General features: G+C 60.5%; 16 protein-coding genes. 3 read left to right on the forward strand and 13 right to left on the reverse strand.

The window, feature by feature from the left end; all coding sequences use genetic code 11:
- Positions 1 to 5 precede the first annotated feature (5 nt).
- Genes PspCFBP13508_RS13395 through PspCFBP13508_RS13405 form a run of 3 tightly spaced genes read left to right on the forward strand, consistent with a single transcriptional unit; the run spans position 6 to position 2,879 of the window.
- Complete coding sequence (locus PspCFBP13508_RS13395) at positions 6 to 806, forward strand: carbohydrate ABC transporter permease (RefSeq protein WP_073471306.1); 801 nt, start codon at positions 6 to 8, stop codon at positions 804 to 806.
- Between the two features lie 10 nt (positions 807 to 816).
- Positions 817 to 1,089, forward strand: coding sequence for a DUF2160 domain-containing protein (locus PspCFBP13508_RS13400; RefSeq protein ID WP_038861868.1), 273 nt, complete (start codon positions 817 to 819; stop codon positions 1,087 to 1,089).
- Positions 1,090 to 1,136: 47 nt separating this feature from the next.
- Entirely contained in the window at positions 1,137 to 2,879 is a 1,743-nt protein-coding gene (locus PspCFBP13508_RS13405) for an ABC transporter substrate-binding protein (RefSeq protein ID WP_016775286.1), read from the forward strand.
- A gap of 383 nt (positions 2,880 to 3,262) precedes the next feature.
- Here the strand turns inward: PspCFBP13508_RS13405 and nuoN are convergent, their stop codons facing one another.
- The 13 genes from nuoN to PspCFBP13508_RS13470 form a co-directional block, all read right to left on the reverse strand.
- Positions 3,263 to 4,726 (reverse strand): NADH-quinone oxidoreductase subunit NuoN, encoded by a 1,464-nt coding sequence (nuoN, locus tag PspCFBP13508_RS13410; RefSeq protein ID WP_101159113.1) that lies wholly within the window; start codon positions 4,724 to 4,726, stop codon positions 3,263 to 3,265.
- Between the two features lie 7 nt (positions 4,727 to 4,733).
- Entirely contained in the window at positions 4,734 to 6,266 is a 1,533-nt protein-coding gene (gene nuoM / locus PspCFBP13508_RS13415; RefSeq protein WP_016775285.1) for an NADH-quinone oxidoreductase subunit M, read from the reverse strand.
- 39 nt (positions 6,267 to 6,305) lie between these two features.
- Positions 6,306 to 8,159, reverse strand: coding sequence for an NADH-quinone oxidoreductase subunit L (gene nuoL, locus PspCFBP13508_RS13420; protein ID WP_024013419.1), 1,854 nt, complete (start codon positions 8,157 to 8,159; stop codon positions 6,306 to 6,308).
- On the reverse strand, positions 8,156 to 8,464 hold the full coding sequence (gene nuoK / locus PspCFBP13508_RS13425) for an NADH-quinone oxidoreductase subunit NuoK (protein ID WP_003180046.1): 309 nt from the start codon (positions 8,462 to 8,464) through the stop codon (positions 8,156 to 8,158). The genes nuoL and nuoK overlap by 4 nt, the downstream gene beginning before the upstream one ends.
- A gap of 3 nt (positions 8,465 to 8,467) precedes the next feature.
- Positions 8,468 to 8,968 carry an NADH-quinone oxidoreductase subunit J gene (nuoJ, locus tag PspCFBP13508_RS13430; RefSeq protein ID WP_007951462.1) on the reverse strand — a complete coding sequence of 167 codons (501 nt, stop codon included), beginning with the start codon at positions 8,966 to 8,968 and terminating at the stop codon, positions 8,468 to 8,470.
- Between the two features lie 9 nt (positions 8,969 to 8,977).
- Complete coding sequence (gene nuoI, locus PspCFBP13508_RS13435) at positions 8,978 to 9,526, reverse strand: NADH-quinone oxidoreductase subunit NuoI (RefSeq protein WP_016775283.1); 549 nt, start codon at positions 9,524 to 9,526, stop codon at positions 8,978 to 8,980.
- An 11-nt stretch (positions 9,527 to 9,537) separates the two neighbouring features.
- On the reverse strand, positions 9,538 to 10,545 hold the full coding sequence (gene nuoH / locus PspCFBP13508_RS13440; protein ID WP_016775282.1) for an NADH-quinone oxidoreductase subunit NuoH: 1,008 nt from the start codon (positions 10,543 to 10,545) through the stop codon (positions 9,538 to 9,540).
- The gene (gene nuoG / locus PspCFBP13508_RS13445; RefSeq protein WP_137214782.1) at positions 10,542 to 13,256 is read right to left on the reverse strand and encodes an NADH-quinone oxidoreductase subunit NuoG; all 2,715 of its coding nucleotides are present in this window, start codon (positions 13,254 to 13,256) and stop codon (positions 10,542 to 10,544) included. The genes nuoH and nuoG overlap by 4 nt, the downstream gene beginning before the upstream one ends.
- A gap of 136 nt (positions 13,257 to 13,392) precedes the next feature.
- Positions 13,393 to 14,748: an NADH-quinone oxidoreductase subunit NuoF gene (gene nuoF / locus PspCFBP13508_RS13450; protein WP_024013417.1), complete on the reverse strand. Its 1,356-nt coding sequence runs from the start codon at positions 14,746 to 14,748 to the stop codon at positions 13,393 to 13,395.
- Complete coding sequence (gene nuoE, locus PspCFBP13508_RS13455; protein WP_003223804.1) at positions 14,745 to 15,242, reverse strand: NADH-quinone oxidoreductase subunit NuoE; 498 nt, start codon at positions 15,240 to 15,242, stop codon at positions 14,745 to 14,747. The genes nuoF and nuoE overlap by 4 nt, the downstream gene beginning before the upstream one ends.
- A 2-nt stretch (positions 15,243 to 15,244) precedes the next feature.
- Positions 15,245 to 17,029, reverse strand: a complete 1,785-nt coding sequence (nuoC, locus tag PspCFBP13508_RS13460) for an NADH-quinone oxidoreductase subunit C/D (protein WP_137214783.1) — start codon at positions 17,027 to 17,029, stop codon at positions 15,245 to 15,247.
- 69 nt (positions 17,030 to 17,098) lie between these two features.
- Positions 17,099 to 17,773, reverse strand: coding sequence for an NADH-quinone oxidoreductase subunit B (locus PspCFBP13508_RS13465; RefSeq protein WP_016775278.1), 675 nt, complete (start codon positions 17,771 to 17,773; stop codon positions 17,099 to 17,101).
- 10 nt (positions 17,774 to 17,783) lie between these two features.
- On the reverse strand, positions 17,784 to 18,197 hold the full coding sequence (locus tag PspCFBP13508_RS13470; protein ID WP_003223812.1) for an NADH-quinone oxidoreductase subunit A: 414 nt from the start codon (positions 18,195 to 18,197) through the stop codon (positions 17,784 to 17,786).
- Positions 18,198 to 18,582: the final 385 nt, after the last annotated feature.

Consider the following 18,582-nt stretch of genomic DNA (forward strand, 5'->3'; position numbering starts at 1 on the left):
CGGCCATGAGCAAGAAAAAGCTTATTCCGTTGCTGGTCTACATCCTGTTCCTGCTGGTGCCGATCTACTGGCTGCTGAACATGTCGTTCAAGAGCAACACCGAAATCCTCGGCGGCCTGACGCTTTTCCCACAGGAATTCACGCTGGCGAACTACAAGGTGATCTTCACTGATCCGAGCTGGTACACCGGCTACTTGAACTCGCTGTATTACGTCAGCCTCAACACGGTGATTTCCCTGAGCGTGGCGTTACCGGCGGCTTACGCGTTTTCACGCTATCGTTTCCTCGGCGACAAGCATCTGTTCTTTTGGCTGCTGACCAATCGCATGGCGCCGCCGGCGGTGTTCTTGCTGCCGTTCTTTCAGTTGTATTCGTCGATCGGCCTGTTCGACACGCACATCGCCGTGGCTTTGGCGCACTGCCTGTTCAACGTGCCGCTGGCGGTGTGGATTCTCGAAGGTTTCATGTCTGGCGTGCCCAAGGAGATAGACGAAACGGCCTACATCGACGGCTACAGTTTCCCCAAGTTCTTCGTGAAGATTTTCATCCCGTTGATCGGTTCCGGTATCGGTGTCACGGCGTTTTTCTGCTTCATGTTTTCCTGGGTCGAGCTGCTGCTGGCGCGCACGCTGACTTCGGTCAACGCCAAGCCGATTGCGGCAGTGATGACGCGCACGGTGTCGGCGTCGGGGATCGATTGGGGCGTGCTGGCAGCGGCGGGGGTGTTGACCATCCTGCCGGGCATGCTGGTGATCTGGTTTGTACGCAACCACGTGGCCAAGGGCTTTGCCCTCGGTCGAGTCTGAGGAACTGATGATGGAATGGATGAGCTGGACGACACCGACCGCCGCGTTCTTCATCGGCATCGGTCTGATTCTGGTGGGCATGACCACCTGGGAATTGCGCTCGCCGAGCATTCTGCGGCGCGGGTTTCTGCCGATTGCCACCACCCGTGGCGATCGCTTGTTTATCGGTCTTCTCGGCAGCGCCTACCTGCATTTGCTGGTAATCGGCGTCACCGACTGGAGCATCTGGGTAGCGTCCGCGTTGTCCCTGGTGTGGCTGTTGGCTGTGATGCGTTGGGGCTAGTCGAATCGTTCGGCAACGCGGCTCCACAACTTAAACAGGAGGTCTCTATGTTCGATAAAAACAATAAGCTGCGACATAGCATTTCATTGGCAGCCATGCTGGCACTCAGCGGTCTGAGCGCATCTGCCTGGGCCGACGCCTACGAAGATGCTGCAAAAAAATGGATCGGCAGCGAGTTCAAGCCCTCGACCCTGACGGCCGAACAGCAGCTTGAAGAACTGAAGTGGTTCATCAAGGCCGCCGAGCCGTTTCGTGGCATGGACATCAAGGTCGTCTCCGAGACCCTGACCACCCACGAATACGAGTCCAAGGTGCTGGCCAAGGCCTTCAGCGAAATCACCGGGATCAAACTCACCCACGACCTGCTGCAGGAAGGCGACGTGGTCGAGAAGATGCAGACGGTGATGCAGTCGGACAAGAACATCTATGACGGCTGGGTCAACGACTCCGACCTGATCGGCACGCACTTTCGCTACGGCAAGACCGAATCGATCACCGACCTGATGGCCAATGAGGGCAAGAATTTCACTTCGCCAACACTCGACATCAAGGACTTCATCGGCATCTCCTTCACCACCGCGCCGGACGGCAAAATCTATCAACTGCCCGACCAGCAGTTCGCCAACCTGTACTGGTTCCGCGCCGACTGGTTCGAGCGCGCCGATCTGAAAGCCAAGTTCAAGGAAAAGTACGGCTACGAATTAGGCGTGCCGGTGAACTGGTCGGCCTATGAAGACATCGCCAAATTCTTCAGCGAAGACGTCAAGGAAATCGACGGCAAACGCGTCTACGGCCACATGGATTACGGCAAAAAAGACCCGTCGCTGGGCTGGCGCTTCACCGACGCCTGGTTCTCCATGGCTGGTGGCGGCGACAAGGGACTGCCCAACGGTTTGCCGGTGGACGAGTGGGGCATCCGCGTCGAAGACTGTCATCCCGTCGGTTCAAGCGTGACCCGTGGCGGCGACACCAACGGCCCTGCGGCCGTGTTTGCCACCACCAAATATGTCGACTGGCTGAAGAAATACGCGCCACCGGAAGCGGCCGGCATGACCTTCTCCGAGTCCGGCCCGGTGCCATCGCAGGGCAACATCGCCCAGCAGATCTTCTGGTACACCGCGTTCACCGCCGACATGACCAAACCCGGCCTGCCAGTGGTCAACGCCGACGGCACGCCGAAATGGCGCATGGCGCCGTCGCCTAAAGGTCCGTATTGGGAAGAGGGCATGAAGCTCGGCTATCAGGATGTGGGGTCGTGGACGTTCATGAAATCCACGCCTGAGAAACAGAAACTCGCGGCGTGGCTGTACGCGCAGTTCGTCACGTCGAAAACCGTTTCGCTGAAGAAAACCATCGTCGGTCTGACCCCTATTCGCGAGTCGGACATCAACTCGCAGGCCATGACCGATCTGGCGCCGAAACTCGGTGGTCTGGTCGAGTTCTATCGCAGCCCGGCCCGCGTGCAGTGGTCGCCGACCGGTACCAACGTGCCCGACTATCCACGTCTCGCTCAGCTGTGGTGGAGCCATATCGCCGAAGCCGCCAGCGGCGAGAAAACACCGCAACAAGCGCTCGATGGCCTGGCCAAGGATCAGGACCGCATCATGGAACGCCTCGAACGCTCCAAGGCCCAGGCCACTTGCGCGCCGAAGATGAACCCTGAGCGCGATGCGCAATACTGGTTCGATCAGCCGGGCGCACCGAAGCCGAAACTGGCCAATGAGAAGCCGAAGGGCGAAACCGTTAGCTATAGCGAACTGCTGAAATCGTGGGCGGATGCGCGTAAATGATATTGGAAATGTGAGAAGCGAACGGCACCGGAAGGTGCCGTTTTTTTTGCTGCCTGATCTGCCGCTTTCGCGAGCAGGCTCGCTCGCACAGGGATTTTGGGTGCCACCGATCTTGAGTAGCATTGATCCAATGTGGGAGCGAGCCTGCTCGCGAAAGCGCTGGGTCAGACGGCGGATTTTCAACTGACATGACACCATCGCGAGCAGGCTCACTCCTACAAGAGTTTGCGATGAACCCGGGTTTATGGGCGACACAAAAACCTTTGGAAGCGGGCATGCCCGCGATGAGGGCAGCACAAACTCCGGCGATATCGACTTCTGCTACAAACAAAAAACGGCACCCGAAGGTGCCGTTTTCATTTCCAGCCAGATCAGCCGAGCAATCAGCCCGCCAGACCCGCCTGCTGTACCAGCACCAGCAATGGCTGCGGGTACACGCCCAGGAAGAATGCGACCAGGGCGATGGCCAGCAGCATCACGCCGCCTGCCTTCTGTTCCCAGTGCAGCTGGGCGTCGTGGCGACGCAGGTTAGGCTCGATCAGGTACAGGGTGACCATCACGCGCAGGTAGTAGAAAACGCCGATGGCGCTGCCCAGTACCAGTGCGCCGACCAGCCACCACTGACGCGTTTCAACGCCGCTGGCGATGATGTAGAACTTGCCGATAAAGCCGGCGGTCAGCGGGATGCCGGCCAGGGACAGCATCATTACGGTCAGCACGGCAGTCAGGTACGGACGGCGCCAGAACAGGCCGCGGTACTCGTACAGCGCGTCAGCGTCGCGGCCGTTGTACGGCGAGGACATCAGGGTGATCACGCCGAACGCGCCGAGGCTGGTGATGACATAAGTCACCAGATAGACGCCGATGGCTTCCACCGCCAGACCCTTGCTCGCCACCAGCGCGATCAGCAGATAGCCGAAGTGCGCAATCGACGAGTAACCGAGCAGACGCTTGAGGTTGCTCTGGGTCAGGGCCAGCAGGTTACCGAACAGGATCGAGGCGACCGCAATCACGCTGAGCACATCGCTGAGCACACCACTGCTGGCAGCAGGGGAGATCTGGAACAGACGCACCATCACCGCAAACACTGCGACCTTCGAAGCGGTAGCGAGGAACGCCGCCACCGGTGCCGGAGCACCTTCGTAGACGTCCGGCGTCCACAGGTGGAACGGTACCAGCGACAGCTTGAACGCCAGACCGATCAGCATCATGCCCAGGCCCAGTTGCGCCAGCGGGCTTGGCAGGCCGGTCGCGGCCAGGGCCTGACCGATGCCGACGAAGCTCAGCGAACCGGCGTCGGCGTAGAGCAGCGCCATACCGAACAGCAGGAACGCGGAACCGGCAGCCGACAGCACCATGTACTTGATGCCGGCTTCCAGCGAACGCTTGTTGAAGAAGGCGTATGCCACCAGACCGTAGACCGGTACCGACAGCAGTTCCAGGCCAATGAACAAACCGGCCAGGTGCTGCGCGCTGACCAGGACCAGACCACCGGCGGCGGCCATCAGGATCAGCAGATACAGTTCTTCGCGGTTGCCCGGGTAACCCGAACCGCCATCACCGAGATAGGCGTGGGCGAGGGTGACGCAGGCGAGGGTGGCGACCAGGATCATCGCCATGTACAGGCAGGCGAAGGCATCGATCTGCAGCAACGGGGTCACGGCCAGAGGCGCGACTTTCAACGCAGGCAGGATCGACAGCAGGGCCAGGTTCAGACCCGCCACCGAAATCAGGAAGGTCTGCGAGTGGTTGCGGCGCCAGGCGATTGCCAGCATCACCACGATAATGGTGAGGCTGGTGATCAACAGTGGCGCAAGCGCAATAAAGTGTTGAATCGTGAATTCCATAGCGCTCTTACCGGGCCGAAGCGAGTTGAGAGAAGGCGGTGCCGAGCCACTGCTGCACGCCATGCATGGTGGCGGCAGAGGTGTCGAGGAACGGTTGCGGGTAGACGCCGAGGTAAATCAGCAGCACCGCCAGACCGAGCACCATGATCAGTTCGCGCGCGTCCATGCCGTGCAGCACCGCGTCGGATTTCGACGGGCCGAAATAGGCACGGTGGATCATGATCAGCGAGTAGACCGAACCGAACACCAGACCGGAAGTGGCAATCGCCGTGACCCATGGAGCGCTGGCGAAGGAGCCGATCAGGATCAGGAATTCGCCGACAAAGTTACCGGTGCCCGGCAAGCCCAGCGACGCCGCAGCGAAGAACAGGCTGATGGCCGGCAGGTAAGCGATACGCGACCACAGACCGCCCATCTCACGCATGTCCCGAGTGTGCAGACGCTCGTACAACTGACCGCTGAGGATAAACAGTGCCGCTGCCGACAGACCGTGTGCCAGCATCTGGATCACTGCGCCTTGCAGCGCCAGTTGGCTGCCGGAGTAGATACCGATCAACACGAAGCCCATGTGGGAAACGGAAGAGAAGGCAATCAGACGCTTGATGTCGGTTTGTGCGAACGCCAGGAACGCGCCGTAGAAGATCCCGATCAGACCGAGGGTCATGGCGATCGGCGCGAACTCCGCCGAAGCGTTCGGGAACAGCGGCAGGGCGAAACGCAGCAGGCCGTAGGCCGCGGTTTTCAGCAGGATACCGGCGAGGTCGACGGAACCGGCAGTCGGCGCCTGGGCGTGAGCATCAGGCAGCCAGGAGTGGAACGGTACGACGGGCAGCTTGACCGCGAAAGCGATGAAGAAGCCGAGCATCAGAATGTACTCGGTGGTCATCGACATCTTGGTTTTCAACAGGTCGGCGTAGTTGAAGGTGATCACGCCGGTATTGTTGAAGTTGACCAGCACCAGACCGAGGATCGCCACCAGCATGATCAGGCCGGACGCCTGAGTGAAGATGAAGAACTTGGTCGCTGCGTAGATCCGGGTTTTCTTGCCGTCCGAAGAACTGTGACCCCAGAGCGCGATGAGGAAGTACATCGGCACCAGCATCATTTCCCAGAAGAAGAAGAACATGAACAGGTCGAGGGCGAGGAACACGCCGACCACACCGCCCAGGATCCACATCAGGTTCAGGTGGAAGAAGCCAACGTGACGTTGGATTTCTTTCCACGAGCAGAGTACCGAGAGGATACCCAGCAGGCCGGTCAGCAGGATCATCAACAGCGACAGGCCGTCGAGGGCCAGGTGCACGTTGATGCCGAAACGCTGGATCCAGACATGCTTGAACTCAAGCGCCCAGGTCGGATCGGCGCCCGGCGCCGGTGCGAATGAATAGTCACCGTGGGCCCACAGCCAGAGGCCGAGCGCGAGTTCCAGGGTCATGGTCAACAGCGCAATCCAGCGCGGGAGGGTAGCGCCGAAGCGCTCACCCATCCAGCACAGCAGGCCGCCGATGAAGGGGATCAGGATTAGCCAAGGCAGAATCATGACGGGCTCGTTTCCTTTCGCAAATTCGCAAGGTTCATATCAGACCGCTACCAGCACGATGGCGCCGATCACCAGCACGGCACCAGCAGCCATCGAGGCGGCGTACCAACGCAGTTGACCGGTCTCGGTGCGGCTCAGGGCAGTGTGACCACCCTTGGCCATACGCGGGATCAGACCGATGGTCTGGTCGAGCGGGTCTTTGCGCAGTACATGGCTGATCGCAAGGTACGGCTTGACGAACAGTTTGTCGTAGATCCAGTCGAAGCCCCAGGCAGCGAACCACCAGGCCGAAAGGAAACGGCCGATGCCGCTGTTGGCGATCGCCGTGACGAAGCGACGCTTGCCGAGGAACAGCAGCGCTGCCAGCAGGATACCGGCCAGGGCGATGGCGCCCGAGGCGATTTCCAGACTGTGCTTGGCCTCGCCACCGGCATGCCCGACGCTTTGCGGCAGTACGCCGTGCAGCGGCGGCACGATCATCGCGCCGACGAAAGTCGACAGCACGATCAGTACCGACAGAGGCAGCCAATGGGCAATGCCGTGGCCGGCGTGGGCTTCGGTCTTGGCTTCACCGTGGAACGCGATGAAGATCAGGCGGAAGGTATACAGCGACGTCATGAACGCACCCACCAGACCTGCGTAAAGCAGACCCTGGTTGCCGCTGGCGAACGCTTCCCAGAGGATTTCGTCCTTGGAGTAGAAGCCTGCGGTGACCAGTGGCAGAGCGGCCAGCGCAGCACCACCGACGATGAAGCTGGCGTAGGCCAGTGGCAGTTTCTTCCACAGACCGCCCATCTTGAAGATGTTCTGCTCGTGGTGGCAGGCAACGATCACCGCACCGGAAGCAAGGAACAGCAGGGCCTTGAAGAAGGCGTGGGTCATCAGGTGGAAGATCGCGCCTTCCCAGGCACCAACGCCCAGCGCCAGGAACATGTAACCGATCTGGCTCATGGTCGAATAGGCGAGGATACGTTTGATGTCGGTCTGCACCAGCGCGGCAAAACCGGCCAGTACCAGGGTCACGCCACCGACGATGCCGACGAGGTGCAGGATGTCCGGCGCCAAGGCGAACAGACCATGGGTACGGGCGATCAGGTAGACACCGGCGGTGACCATGGTCGCGGCGTGGATCAGTGCCGAAACCGGGGTAGGGCCGGCCATCGCATCCGCGAGCCAGGTTTGCAGCGGCAGTTGCGCCGATTTACCGACAGCACCGCCGAGCAGCATCAGGGTTGCCAGAACGATCCAGAAGTCACCGACCTTGAAGTGCTCCGGCGCACGTACCAGCAGTTCCTGGACGTTCAGCGTGCCCAGTTGCTGGAACAGGATGAACAGGCCGATGGCCATGAACACGTCGCCGATGCGGGTGACGATGAAAGCTTTGAGTGCGGCGTTACCGTTGTTGCGGTTGCTGTAGTAGAAACCGATCAACAGGTACGAGCACAGGCCCACGCCTTCCCAACCGAAGTAGATGAACAGCAGGTTATCGCCGAGGATCAGGAACAGCATGCTGGCGATGAACAGGTTGGTGTACGAGAAGAAGCGCGAGTAACCGTCTTCGCCACGCATGTACCAGGACGCGAACAGGTGGATCAGGAAGCCGACGCCGACGACCACACCGAGCATGGTCACCGAGAGGCCATCCAGATACAGCGCGAAGTTCGGCTGGAAACCTTCCACCGACATCCAGCGCCACAGCACCTGGGTGTACACGCCACCCTCCGGCGGTGCGACGTTGAATTGCCAGATCACGTAAGCGGTGACGATGGCCGACAGGCCGATCGAACCGACACCGATCAGCGCCGAGAGGTTTTCCGAGAAGCGGCCGCGCGAGAACGACAGCAACAGGAACCCGATCAGAGGGAATACGAAAGTCAGAAAGAGTAGGTTCATCCGCGCATCTCACTGGCAGCGTCGATATCGAGCGTGTGGAAGCGGCGATACAGTTGCAGCAGGATCGCCAGGCCAATACTGGCCTCGGCCGCTGCAAGGCTGATCACCAGGATGAACATGATCTGTCCATCCGGCTGCGCCCAGCGGGCGCCCGCGACGATGAAGGCCAGGGCAGAGGCGTTCATCATCACTTCCAGACTCATCAACACGAACAAAATGTTGCGGCGGACCATCAGGCCGACCAGACCAAGGCAGAACAGGATGCCGGCGACGGCCAATCCATGTTCGAGAGGGATAGCAGGCATGTCTTACTCCTTCGCCTCGTTACGGCCCAAATGGAACGCCGTGACGGCTGCGGCGAGCAGCAGCATCGAGGCGAGTTCGACCACCAGCAGGTACGGGCCGAACAGGCTGATGCCCACGGCTTTCGCGTCTACGGTGGTGTGGCCGATGGCCTGGCCGCTCTGGTGAGCGAACAGCACATACAGCAGTTCGGCCAGCAGCAGCGCGGCAAGAATCACCGGTCCTGCCCAGATGCCGGGCTTGAGCCAGGTGCGTTCCTGCTGCACCGAGGCGGGACCGAGGTTGAGCATCATCACCACGAACACGAACAGCACCATGATGGCGCCGGCGTAGGCGATCACTTCCAGCACACCGGCGAACGGCGCGCCGAGGGCGAAGAAGGTCATGGCCACGGCGATCAACGAGATGATCAGGTAGAGCAGGGCATGCACAGGGTTGGTGTTGGTGACCACACGCAGCGTGGACACCACAGCAATACCTGATGCGAAATAGAAAGCGAATTCCATCGTTCTTCCTTAAGGCAGCAAGCTCTTCACGTTGATCGGTTCGGCTTCGTTCTGCGCAGCGCCTTTCGGCTTGCCAGCGATTGCCATACCTGCAACACGATAGAAGTTGTAATCAGGGTTTTTGCCGGGGCCGGAGATCAAAAGATCTTCTTTCTCGTACACAAGGTCCTGACGTTTGAACTCGGCCATCTCGAAATCCGGGGTCAGCTGGATTGCGGTGGTCGGGCAGGCTTCCTCGCAGAGACCGCAGAAAATGCAGCGCGAGAAGTTGATCCGGAAGAAGTCCGGGTACCAGCGACCGTCTTCGGTTTCAGCTTTCTGCAGCGAGATGCAACCCACCGGGCAGGCCACGGCGCACAGGTTGCAGGCTACGCAGCGTTCTTCGCCATCGGGGTCGCGGGTCAGGACGATGCGGCCACGGTAGCGCGGCGGCAGGTAGACCTGCTCCTCGGGGTATTGCAGGGTGTCGCGCTTGCGAAAGCCATGGCCGAAGACCATGACCAGGCTGCGCAACTGGGTACCGGTACCCTTAACGATGTCGCCAATATATTTGAACATGGGTCAAATCCTCACTGAACCGCAACCGCAGGCGTGTTCATCAACACAACCGCAGCGGTCACCAGCAAATTGATCAGGGTCAGTGGCAGGCAGAATTTCCAGCTGAAATCCATCACCTGGTCATAACGCGGACGCGGGATGGAAGCGCGCAGCAGGATGAACAGCATGATGAAGAACGCGGTCTTCAGTGCGAACCAGACGAAGGACAGTTGCGGCAGGATGCCGAACGGACCATGCCAGCCACCGAAGAACAGGGTGACCAGCAGCGCCGAGATCAGGATGATGCCGATGTATTCACCGACGAAGAACATGCCCCATTTCATACCGGCGTATTCAATGTGGTAACCGTCGGCCAGTTCCTGTTCCGCTTCCGGCTGGTCGAACGGGTGACGGTGAGTCACGGCGACGCCAGCGATGAAGAAGGTACAGAAGCCGAAGAACTGCGGAATGATGAACCACAGGTTCTGCGCCTGGTACTCGACGATGTCGCGCATGTTGAACGAGCCGACCTGGACCACGATGCCCATCAGGGCCAGGCCCATGAACACTTCGTAGGACACGGTCTGCGCCGAGGCACGCAAGCTGCCGAGCAGGGCGAACTTGTTGTTGCTCGACCAGCCGGCGAACAGCACCGCGTACACCGACAGACCGGCCATGGCGAAAAAGAACAGCAGGCCGATGTTCAGATCCGCCACGCCCCAGGTCGGGGTGATCGGGATGATCGCAAAGGCGATCAGCAGGGCGGACATGGCCACCACCGGCGCCAGGGTGAAGATCACCTTGTCGGCGAACGGCGGGGTCCAGTCTTCCTTGAAGAACATCTTCAGCATGTCGGCGGCGATCTGGAACATGCCGAACGGGCCAACGCGGTTCGGACCGTAACGGTCCTGCCACCAGCCCAGCAGGCGACGTTCGACAAAGCTGAGCAACGCGCCTGCGACCACCACGGCCAGCAGGATCACGATGGCTTTGATGACCGTCAGGATCACATCGATCACTTCAGGGGTGAACCAGGTCATTGCGCTGCCTCCTGCAGACCGTCGACGGACACGCCGGCGAATGCCGGTGGAATGCCGGCGATGCCCGCAGGCAATGCCACCAGACCGGCGCCCAGTTCTTCATTGATGCGCAGCGGCAGACGCAAAGTCTGACCGGCCACGTTCAGGCTCAGCAGGGCACCGTCGTTGACGCCGAGGCGATCCGCTTCGGATTTCGCCAGCGCGACGTAAGGTGCCGGAATGCGTTCCTGTACCGGGGCGGCTTTCGAAGAGTTTTCTTCACTGCCGAACAGGTGGAAGAACGGCACGGCTTGCCAGGTACCCGGCGCCGGGTTGAACGCACGCGGCGCAGCAGCGAACCAGTTCAGCGAATCACCGGTGCTTTCGATCAGGCGTGTGCCCGGGTCGCCAGCGCGCAGATGACCACCGACTTCGTCCTGGAACTTGTTCCACGCTTGTGGCGAGTTCCAGCCCGGCGACCATGCGAATGGCACCTGCTGACGCGGTTCGGCCGAGCCCGAGTAACCTTCCATGGAGAAGGCGAACGCGGTGTCCTGGTCTTGCGGGGTGCGTGGTTCGTGAACGCTGATGTCGGCGCGCATGGCGGTGCGACCGGAATAACGCAGCGGCTCACGGGCCAGTTTCAGACCCTTGATGCGGAAAGCCGCCGACGGTGCAGCATCGACGATACGTGCCAGTTGCGCGGTGCTCGAGGCAACGGCAGCGGTGACATGGTCGAGTTGCGTCCAGTCGATCGGCTGGTTCAGCAGGGTCGCGCGCAAGGCGTGCAGCCAGCGCCAGCCTTCGTGCACCAGAATGCTCGCATCCATGTATTGCGGATCGAAAACCTGGAAGAAACGCTGGGCGCGGCCTTCCTGGCTGACCAGCGTACCGTCGCCCTCGGCGAAGCTCGCCGCTGGCAGAACCAGGTGCGCGCGATCGGTGGTGGCGGTTTTCTGATGGTCAGCGACGATCACCACTTTCGCGGCATTCAGCGCAGCATCGACCTTGGCATTGGCGGTGCGGGTGTACAGATCGTTTTCCAGCACGACGATAGCGTCGGCCTTGCCATCGATGACCGCTTGCAGCGCAGCGTCGACCGATTCGCCACCGAGCATGGCCAGACCGAGGCTGTTGGCTTCCGGCACGATCAGGCTGATCGAACCGTTCTTCTCGCGCAGCTTCAGGGCTTTGGCGATGTTCGCGGCAGCTTCGATCAGGGCTTTGGAGCCCAGCGAAGTACCGGCGATGATCAGCGGACGCTTGGCGGCGAGCAGGGCATCGGCGATGCGCTGCGCCAGTTCCAGGGCTTCGGTGTCCAGACCTTCAACGGCCGGGGCACTGGCATCCAGAGCATGCGCAACGGCGAAACCGATGCGCGCCAGATCGTCGGGAGCTGCGTGTACGCATTCTTCAGCGACGTCGTCGAGCTTGGTTTCGGCGAGGCTGGCGATGAACAGTGGGTTCAGCGCGTGCTGGCCGATGTTCTTCACTGCCGCGTCGAGCCAAGGCTGTACGCGCATGGCTTCGGCCATGTCTTCAGCCTTGCCCTTGACCGACTGACGCAGGGCCAGCGCCATACGTGCGGCGGTCTGGGTCAGGTCTTCGCCGAGGACGAAGATTGCGTCGTGATCTTCGATGTCGCGCATGTTCGGCACTGGCAGCGGGCTGTCGTTCAGCACCTGCAGGACCAGACGAATGCGCTCCAGCTCGGAGGCTTCGATACCCGAATAGAAGTGCTCGGCACCAACCAGTTCGCGCAACGCGTAGTTGCTCTCGAGGCTGGCACGCGGCGAACCGATGCCGACGATATTGCGTCCGCGCAGCAGGTCGGCGGCTTTGTCCAGCGCAGCGTCGAGACCGAGCTTGGTGCCGTCGGCCAGCAGCGGCTGACGTGGACGGTCGGTGCGGTTGACGTAGCCATAACCGAAGCGGCCACGGTCGCAGAGGAAGTACTGGTTCACCGAACCGTTGAAACGGTTTTCGATGCGACGCAGTTCACCGTAACGCTCGCCCGGGGAAATGTTGCAACCGCTCGAGCAGCCATGGCAGATGCTCGGCGCGAACTGCATGTCCCACTTGCGGTTGTAGCGCTCGGAGTGAGTCTTGTCGGTGAATACACCGGTCGGGCAGACCTCGGTGAGGTTGCCGGAGAACTCGCTTTCGAGGGTGCCGTCTTCAACGCGACCGAAGTACACGTTGTCGTGGGCGCCGAACACACCGAGGTCGGTGCCGCCGGCGTAGTCCTTGTAGAAACGCACGCAGCGGTAGCAAGCGATGCAGCGGTTCATTTCGTGGGAAATGAACGGGCCCAGTTGCTGGTTCTGGTGAGTGCGTTTGCTGAAGCGATAACGGCGCTCGTTGTGGCCGGTCATCACTGTCATGTCTTGCAGGTGGCAGTGACCGCCTTCCTCGCACACCGGGCAGTCGTGCGGGTGGTTGGTCATCAGCCATTCGACAACGCTGGCGCGGAACGCCTTGGATTCTTCATCGTCGATGGAGATCCAGGTGTTGTCGGTGGCCGGGGTCATGCAGGACATGACGATGCGACCGCGGGTGTCGTTCTCGTCGGTGTACTGTTTGACCGCGCACTGGCGGCAGGCCCCGACGCTACCAAGCGCGGGGTGCCAGCAGAAATATGGAATGTCGAGGCCCAGCGACAGACATGCCTGTAACAGGTTGTCTGCCCCGTCGACTTCGAGCGCTTTGCCGTCTACGTGGATAGTGGCCATGGTTCAAAGGTCTTCGTTGGCCCGGTGTCAGCGGGCGTGGCTAATGGAATCTTGTTATGCGTCCGAATCCAAACAGCCCCGGAGGGCGTCATCGGACGAAAGGCGAAGGGCACGGACCCTTCGCCTTTTTAAGCGTTTACGCGCCGACTACGATCGGCCTTGCCAGAGGCGGGACGGCGGCGCTGACAGGCGCGATACCGGCTTCGAACTCTGGACGGAAGTATTTGATGGCGCTGCCCAGCGGCTCCACGGCACCCGGTGCGTGAGCACAGAAGGTCTTGCCCGGGCCGAGGAAACCGACCAGACCCAGCAGGGTCTCGATGTCGCCCGGCTGGCCCTTGCCCTGTTCGATGGCCATCAGGAGCTTGACGCTCCATGGCAGACCATCGCGGCACGGGGTGCAGAAACCGCAGGATTCGCGCGCGAAGAACTGCTCCATGTTGCGCAGCAGCGAGACCATGTTGACGCTGTCATCCACCGCCATCGCCAGACCGGTACCCATCCGGGTGCCGACCTTGGCGATACCGCCGGCATACATTTGTGCGTCGAGGTGCTCGGGCAGGAGGAAACCGGTACCGGCACCGCCTGGCTGCCAGGCCTTGAGCTTGAAGCCGTCGCGCATGCCGCCGGCGTAGTCTTCGAACAGCTCGCGACCGGTGACGCCGAACGGCAGCTCCCACAGGCCCGGGTTCTTGACCTTGCCGGAGAAGCCCATGAGCTTGGTGCCCATGTCTTCGGAACCTTCGCGGGCCAACGACTTGTACCAGTCAACGCCGTCGGCAATGATCGCCGGCACGTTGCACAGGGTTTCGACGTTGTTCACGCAGGTCGGCTTGCCCCACACGCCCACGGCGGCAGGGAAGGGCGGCTTGGAGCGCGGGTTGGCGCGGCGGCCTTCGAGGGAGTTGATCAGTGCGGTTTCTTCACCGCAGATGTAACGCCCGGCGCCGGTGTGGACGAACAGCTCGAAATCGAAGCCGCTGCCCAGAATGTTTTTACCCAAAAGGCCAGCAGCCTTGGCTTCTTCCACGGCACGGTTGAGGTGCTTGGCGGCGGTGGTGTATTCGCCGCGCAGGAAGATGTAGCCACGGTAGGTTTTCAGCGCGCGGGCACTGATCAACATGCCTTCGATCAGCAGATGGGGCAGTTGCTCCATCAGCATGCGGTCTTTCCAGGTGTTCGGCTCCATTTCATCCGCGTTGCACAGCAGGTAGCGGATGTTGATGGATTCGTCCTTGGGCATCAGGCCCCACTTCACGCCAGTGGGGAAGCCGGCGCCGCCGCGACCCTTGAGGCCAGCGTCTTTGACGGTCTGGACGATCGCGTCCTGATCCATCTCGGCGAAGGCTTTGCGCGCAGCGGCGTAACCGTTCTTGGCCTGGTACTCGTCGAGCCACACGGCTTCGCCGTCATCGCGCAGACGCCAGGTCAGCGGGTGTGTCTCGGCCGAACGCTGGATGCGGTTGGCTGGACCAAAAGATGTCAGGGTCATACGTAGCCCTCGAGCAGTTTGGCCACGCCAGCAGGCTGCACGTCGCCAAAGGTGTCGTCGTCGATCATCAGCGCCGGTGCCTTGTCGCAGTTGCCGAGGCAGCAGACAGGCAGCAGGGTGAAACGACCGTCGGCGGTGGTCTGGCCCAGGCCGATGCCCAGATTGTTCTGGATTTCGCTGACCACCGACTCGTGGCCGCCGATGTAGCAGACCATGCTGTCGCAGACGCGAATGATGTGGCGGCCGACCGGCTGACGGAAGATCTGGCTGTAGAACGTCGCCACGCCTTCAACGTCGCTGGCCGGAATGCCGAGGATCTCGCCGATCGCGTACAGGGCGCCATCCGGCACCCAGCCGCGTTCCTTCTGCACAATCTTCAGGGCTTCGATCGACGCCGCGCGCGGGTCTTCGTAGTGATGCAGCTCGTGCTCGATGGCCGAGCGCTCGGTTTCACTCAAGGTGAAACGGTCTGTCTGGATAAGCGTGCTGTTCATGCTTAGCGGTCCACGTCGGCCATAACGAAGTCGATACTACCCAGGTACGCAATCAAGTCCGCGACCATGCTGCCTTTGATCACCGAAGGGATCTGTTGCAGATGCGGGAAGCTCGGAGTACGGATCCGGGTACGGTAGCTCATGGTGCCGCCGTCGCTCGTCAGGTAATAACTGTTGATGCCCTTGGTCGCTTCGATCATCTGGAAGGATTCGTTGGCCGGCATGACCGGGCCCCACGAAACCTGCAGGAAGTGCGTGATCAGGGTTTCGATGTGCTGCAGCGTGCGCTCTTTCGGCGGCGGCGTGGTCAGCGGGTGATCCGCCTTGTACGGGCCTTCCGGCATGTTGCGCATGCACTGGTCGATGATCTTGATGCTCTGGCGCATCTCTTCGACGCGGACCATGCAGCGGTCATAGGCATCGCCGTTGACGGCCAGCGGCACTTCGAATTCGAAGTTCTCGTAGCCCGAATACGGACGCGCTTTACGCAGGTCGAAATCGCAACCGGTAGAACGCAGGCCGGCACCGGTGACGCCCCATTCCAGGGCTTCTTTGGTGTTGTAGGCGGCAACGCCGACGGTACGCCCCTTGAGGATGCTGTTCTGCAGGGCGGCCTTGGTGTATTCGTCGAGACGCTTGGGCATCCACTCGACGAAATCCTTGACCAGTTTTTCCCAGCCGCGCGGCAGGTCGTGGGCGACGCCGCCGATGCGGTACCAGGCCGGGTGCAGACGGAAACCGGTGATGGCTTCGATCACCGTGTACGCCTTCTGGCGGTCGGTGAAGGTGAAGAACACCGGGGTCATGGCGCCGACGTCCTGGATGTAGGTACCCAGGAACAGCAGGTGACTGGTGATCCGGAAGAACTCGGCCATCATGATGCGGATGACGTCGACCTTCTGCGGCACCTTGATGCCGGCGAGCTTCTCGACCGAGAGCACGTACGGCAGGTTGTTCATCACGCCGCCGAGGTAGTCGATACGGTCGGTGTAAGGAATGTAGCTGTGCCAGGACTGACGCTCGCCCATCTTCTCGGCGCCACGGTGGTGGTAACCGATGTCCGGGACGCAATCGACGATCTCTTCGCCGTCCAGCTGCAGGATGATGCGGAACGCACCGTGCGCCGAAGGGTGGTTCGGGCCGAGGTTGAGGAACATATAGTCCTCGTTGGCACCGGACCGCTTCATGCCCCAGTCTTCCGGACGGAAGCGCGCGGCTTCCTCTTCCAACTGCTGCTTGGCGAGGTTGAGGCTGTACGGATCGAATTCGGTGGCGCGCGCCGGGAAGTCCTTGCGCAGCGGGTGACCTTCCCAGGTCGGTGGCATCATGATGCGCGACAGGTGCGGGTGGCCTTTGAAGTCGATGCCGAACATGTCCCAGACTTCACGTTCGTACCAGTTGGCGTTGGGCCAGATGCTGGTGACGGAAGGCATGCTGAGGTCGCCTTCGGACAAGGCCACCTTGATCATCACGTCACTATTACGCTCCAGCGACATGAGGTGATAGAACACGGTGAAATCGGCGCCGGTCGGCAGCCCTTGACGCTTGGTGCGCAGACGCTCGTCCACGCCGTGCAGGTCATAGAGCATGACGTACGGCTTGGGCAGGTTGCGCAGGAAAGTCAGGACTTCAACCAATTTGGCACGGGCCACCCACAGCACCGGCATGCCGGTGCGGGTTGCCTGCGCGGTGAACGCATCGGCGCCAAAACGGTTGTTCAGTTCGACGACCACATCCTGGTCGTCTGCCTTGTAAGGCGGGATGTACAGAGCACTGCCTGTAGTCATGGTTATTTTTTCGCTTTCGGTCAACGTAAAGAATGAAGCCAGCTTCTCGTTACTTGGAACAGAACTGGATCAGACTTCGTCAGGGCTGCGCAGATTGGTGACTGCGATTCGCTGTTCGCGGCGCTGTTCCTTCTGCGATGGCATGTCGGCGCGATACACGCCTTGATCACCAACGACCCAGGAAAGCGGACGACGCTCCTGTCCAATCGATTCCTGCAACAGCATCAAGCCTTGCAGAAATGCTTCCGGACGGGGCGGGCAGCCAGGTACGTAGACGTCCACGGGCAGGAACTTGTCCACCCCTTGAACCACGGAGTAGATGTCGTACATGCCGCCGGAGTTGGCGCACGAACCCATGGAGATAACCCATTTCGGCTCGAGCATTTGCTCGTAGAGACGCTGGATGATCGGCGCCATCTTGATGAAGCAGGTACCGGCGATAACCATGAAGTCGGCCTGACGCGGCGAGGCCCGGATGACTTCGGCGCCGAAGCGCGCGATGTCGTGGGGCGCCGTGAAGGCGGTGGTCATTTCCACGTAGCAGCACGACAGGCCGAAGTTGTACGGCCACAGGGAGTTCTTACGTCCCCAGTTGACCGCGCCACTCAGCACGTCTTCCAGCTTGCCCATGAAAATGTTTTTGTGGACTTGATCTTCTAACGGATCGGCAACGGTTTCCCGCTGGCCAATCGGATACTGCTCGTTAGGAGCATCGGGGTCGATCCTGGTGAGATTGTATTGCATTGCCAAAGCCTCATTGTTTCAGCTTCGCCTGCCGCTTGCGACGAGCTTCCGGAGCCCAGTCAAGGGCGCCCACTCGGAACAGGTAGACAAGACCTGCCAACAGAATTGCTATGAAAACGAGAGCTTCGACGAATCCGGTCCAGCCGCTTTCGCGGACGGACACAGACCATGCAAAGAGAAAGAGGGCTTCGATATCGAAGATCACGAAGAGCATCGCGACCAGATAGAATTTGGCTGAGAGCCGCAAGCGGGCGCCACCGGTAGGTAGCATGCCCGACTCGAACGGTTCGTTTTTGCTGCGACCCCAGGCTTTTGACCCGAGGAGGCTGGAGACGCCAAGCATGAAGGCACACAGGCCGACGACACCCAGAAGGAAAATGGCAAAGCCCCAGTTGTGGGCCATGAGTCCTGTCGCTTCGGGCATGCTGGTAATCCTTAACAGAGAGCAAAGGTCTCTGAGCTTGATAAAGAAATAAGGCAGTGACGATATGTCGCAGCAATCAATCGGGCTGATTTTATGGCTAAACACCCGGCAAGTAAAATTCCAAAGGCGAAATTATTTACCGGATTAAGGACATAGCGCCTCCTGAGGTCGCTGCGGCCCATGCGTTGCGGGCATTAGCCGGGTTTCCATCAATTATGTTTTGTAGGGTTTGTAACGAACATAGTTGCAGCTAAATGATAATTGATATCGTTTGGCGTGGTTTTGTAACTGTTTAACGAGTGAGTGGCTGGGAAGTTGTTTTACTTGCGCGTTACTGCAAGTAGCGAAGCCTACCGTTTTAGCGGAAATTTCTGACGCTTGTAGC

Source organism: Pseudomonas sp. CFBP13508, from assembly GCF_005233515.1.
Lineage (GTDB): Bacteria > Pseudomonadota > Gammaproteobacteria > Pseudomonadales > Pseudomonadaceae > Aquipseudomonas > Aquipseudomonas mercuritolerans.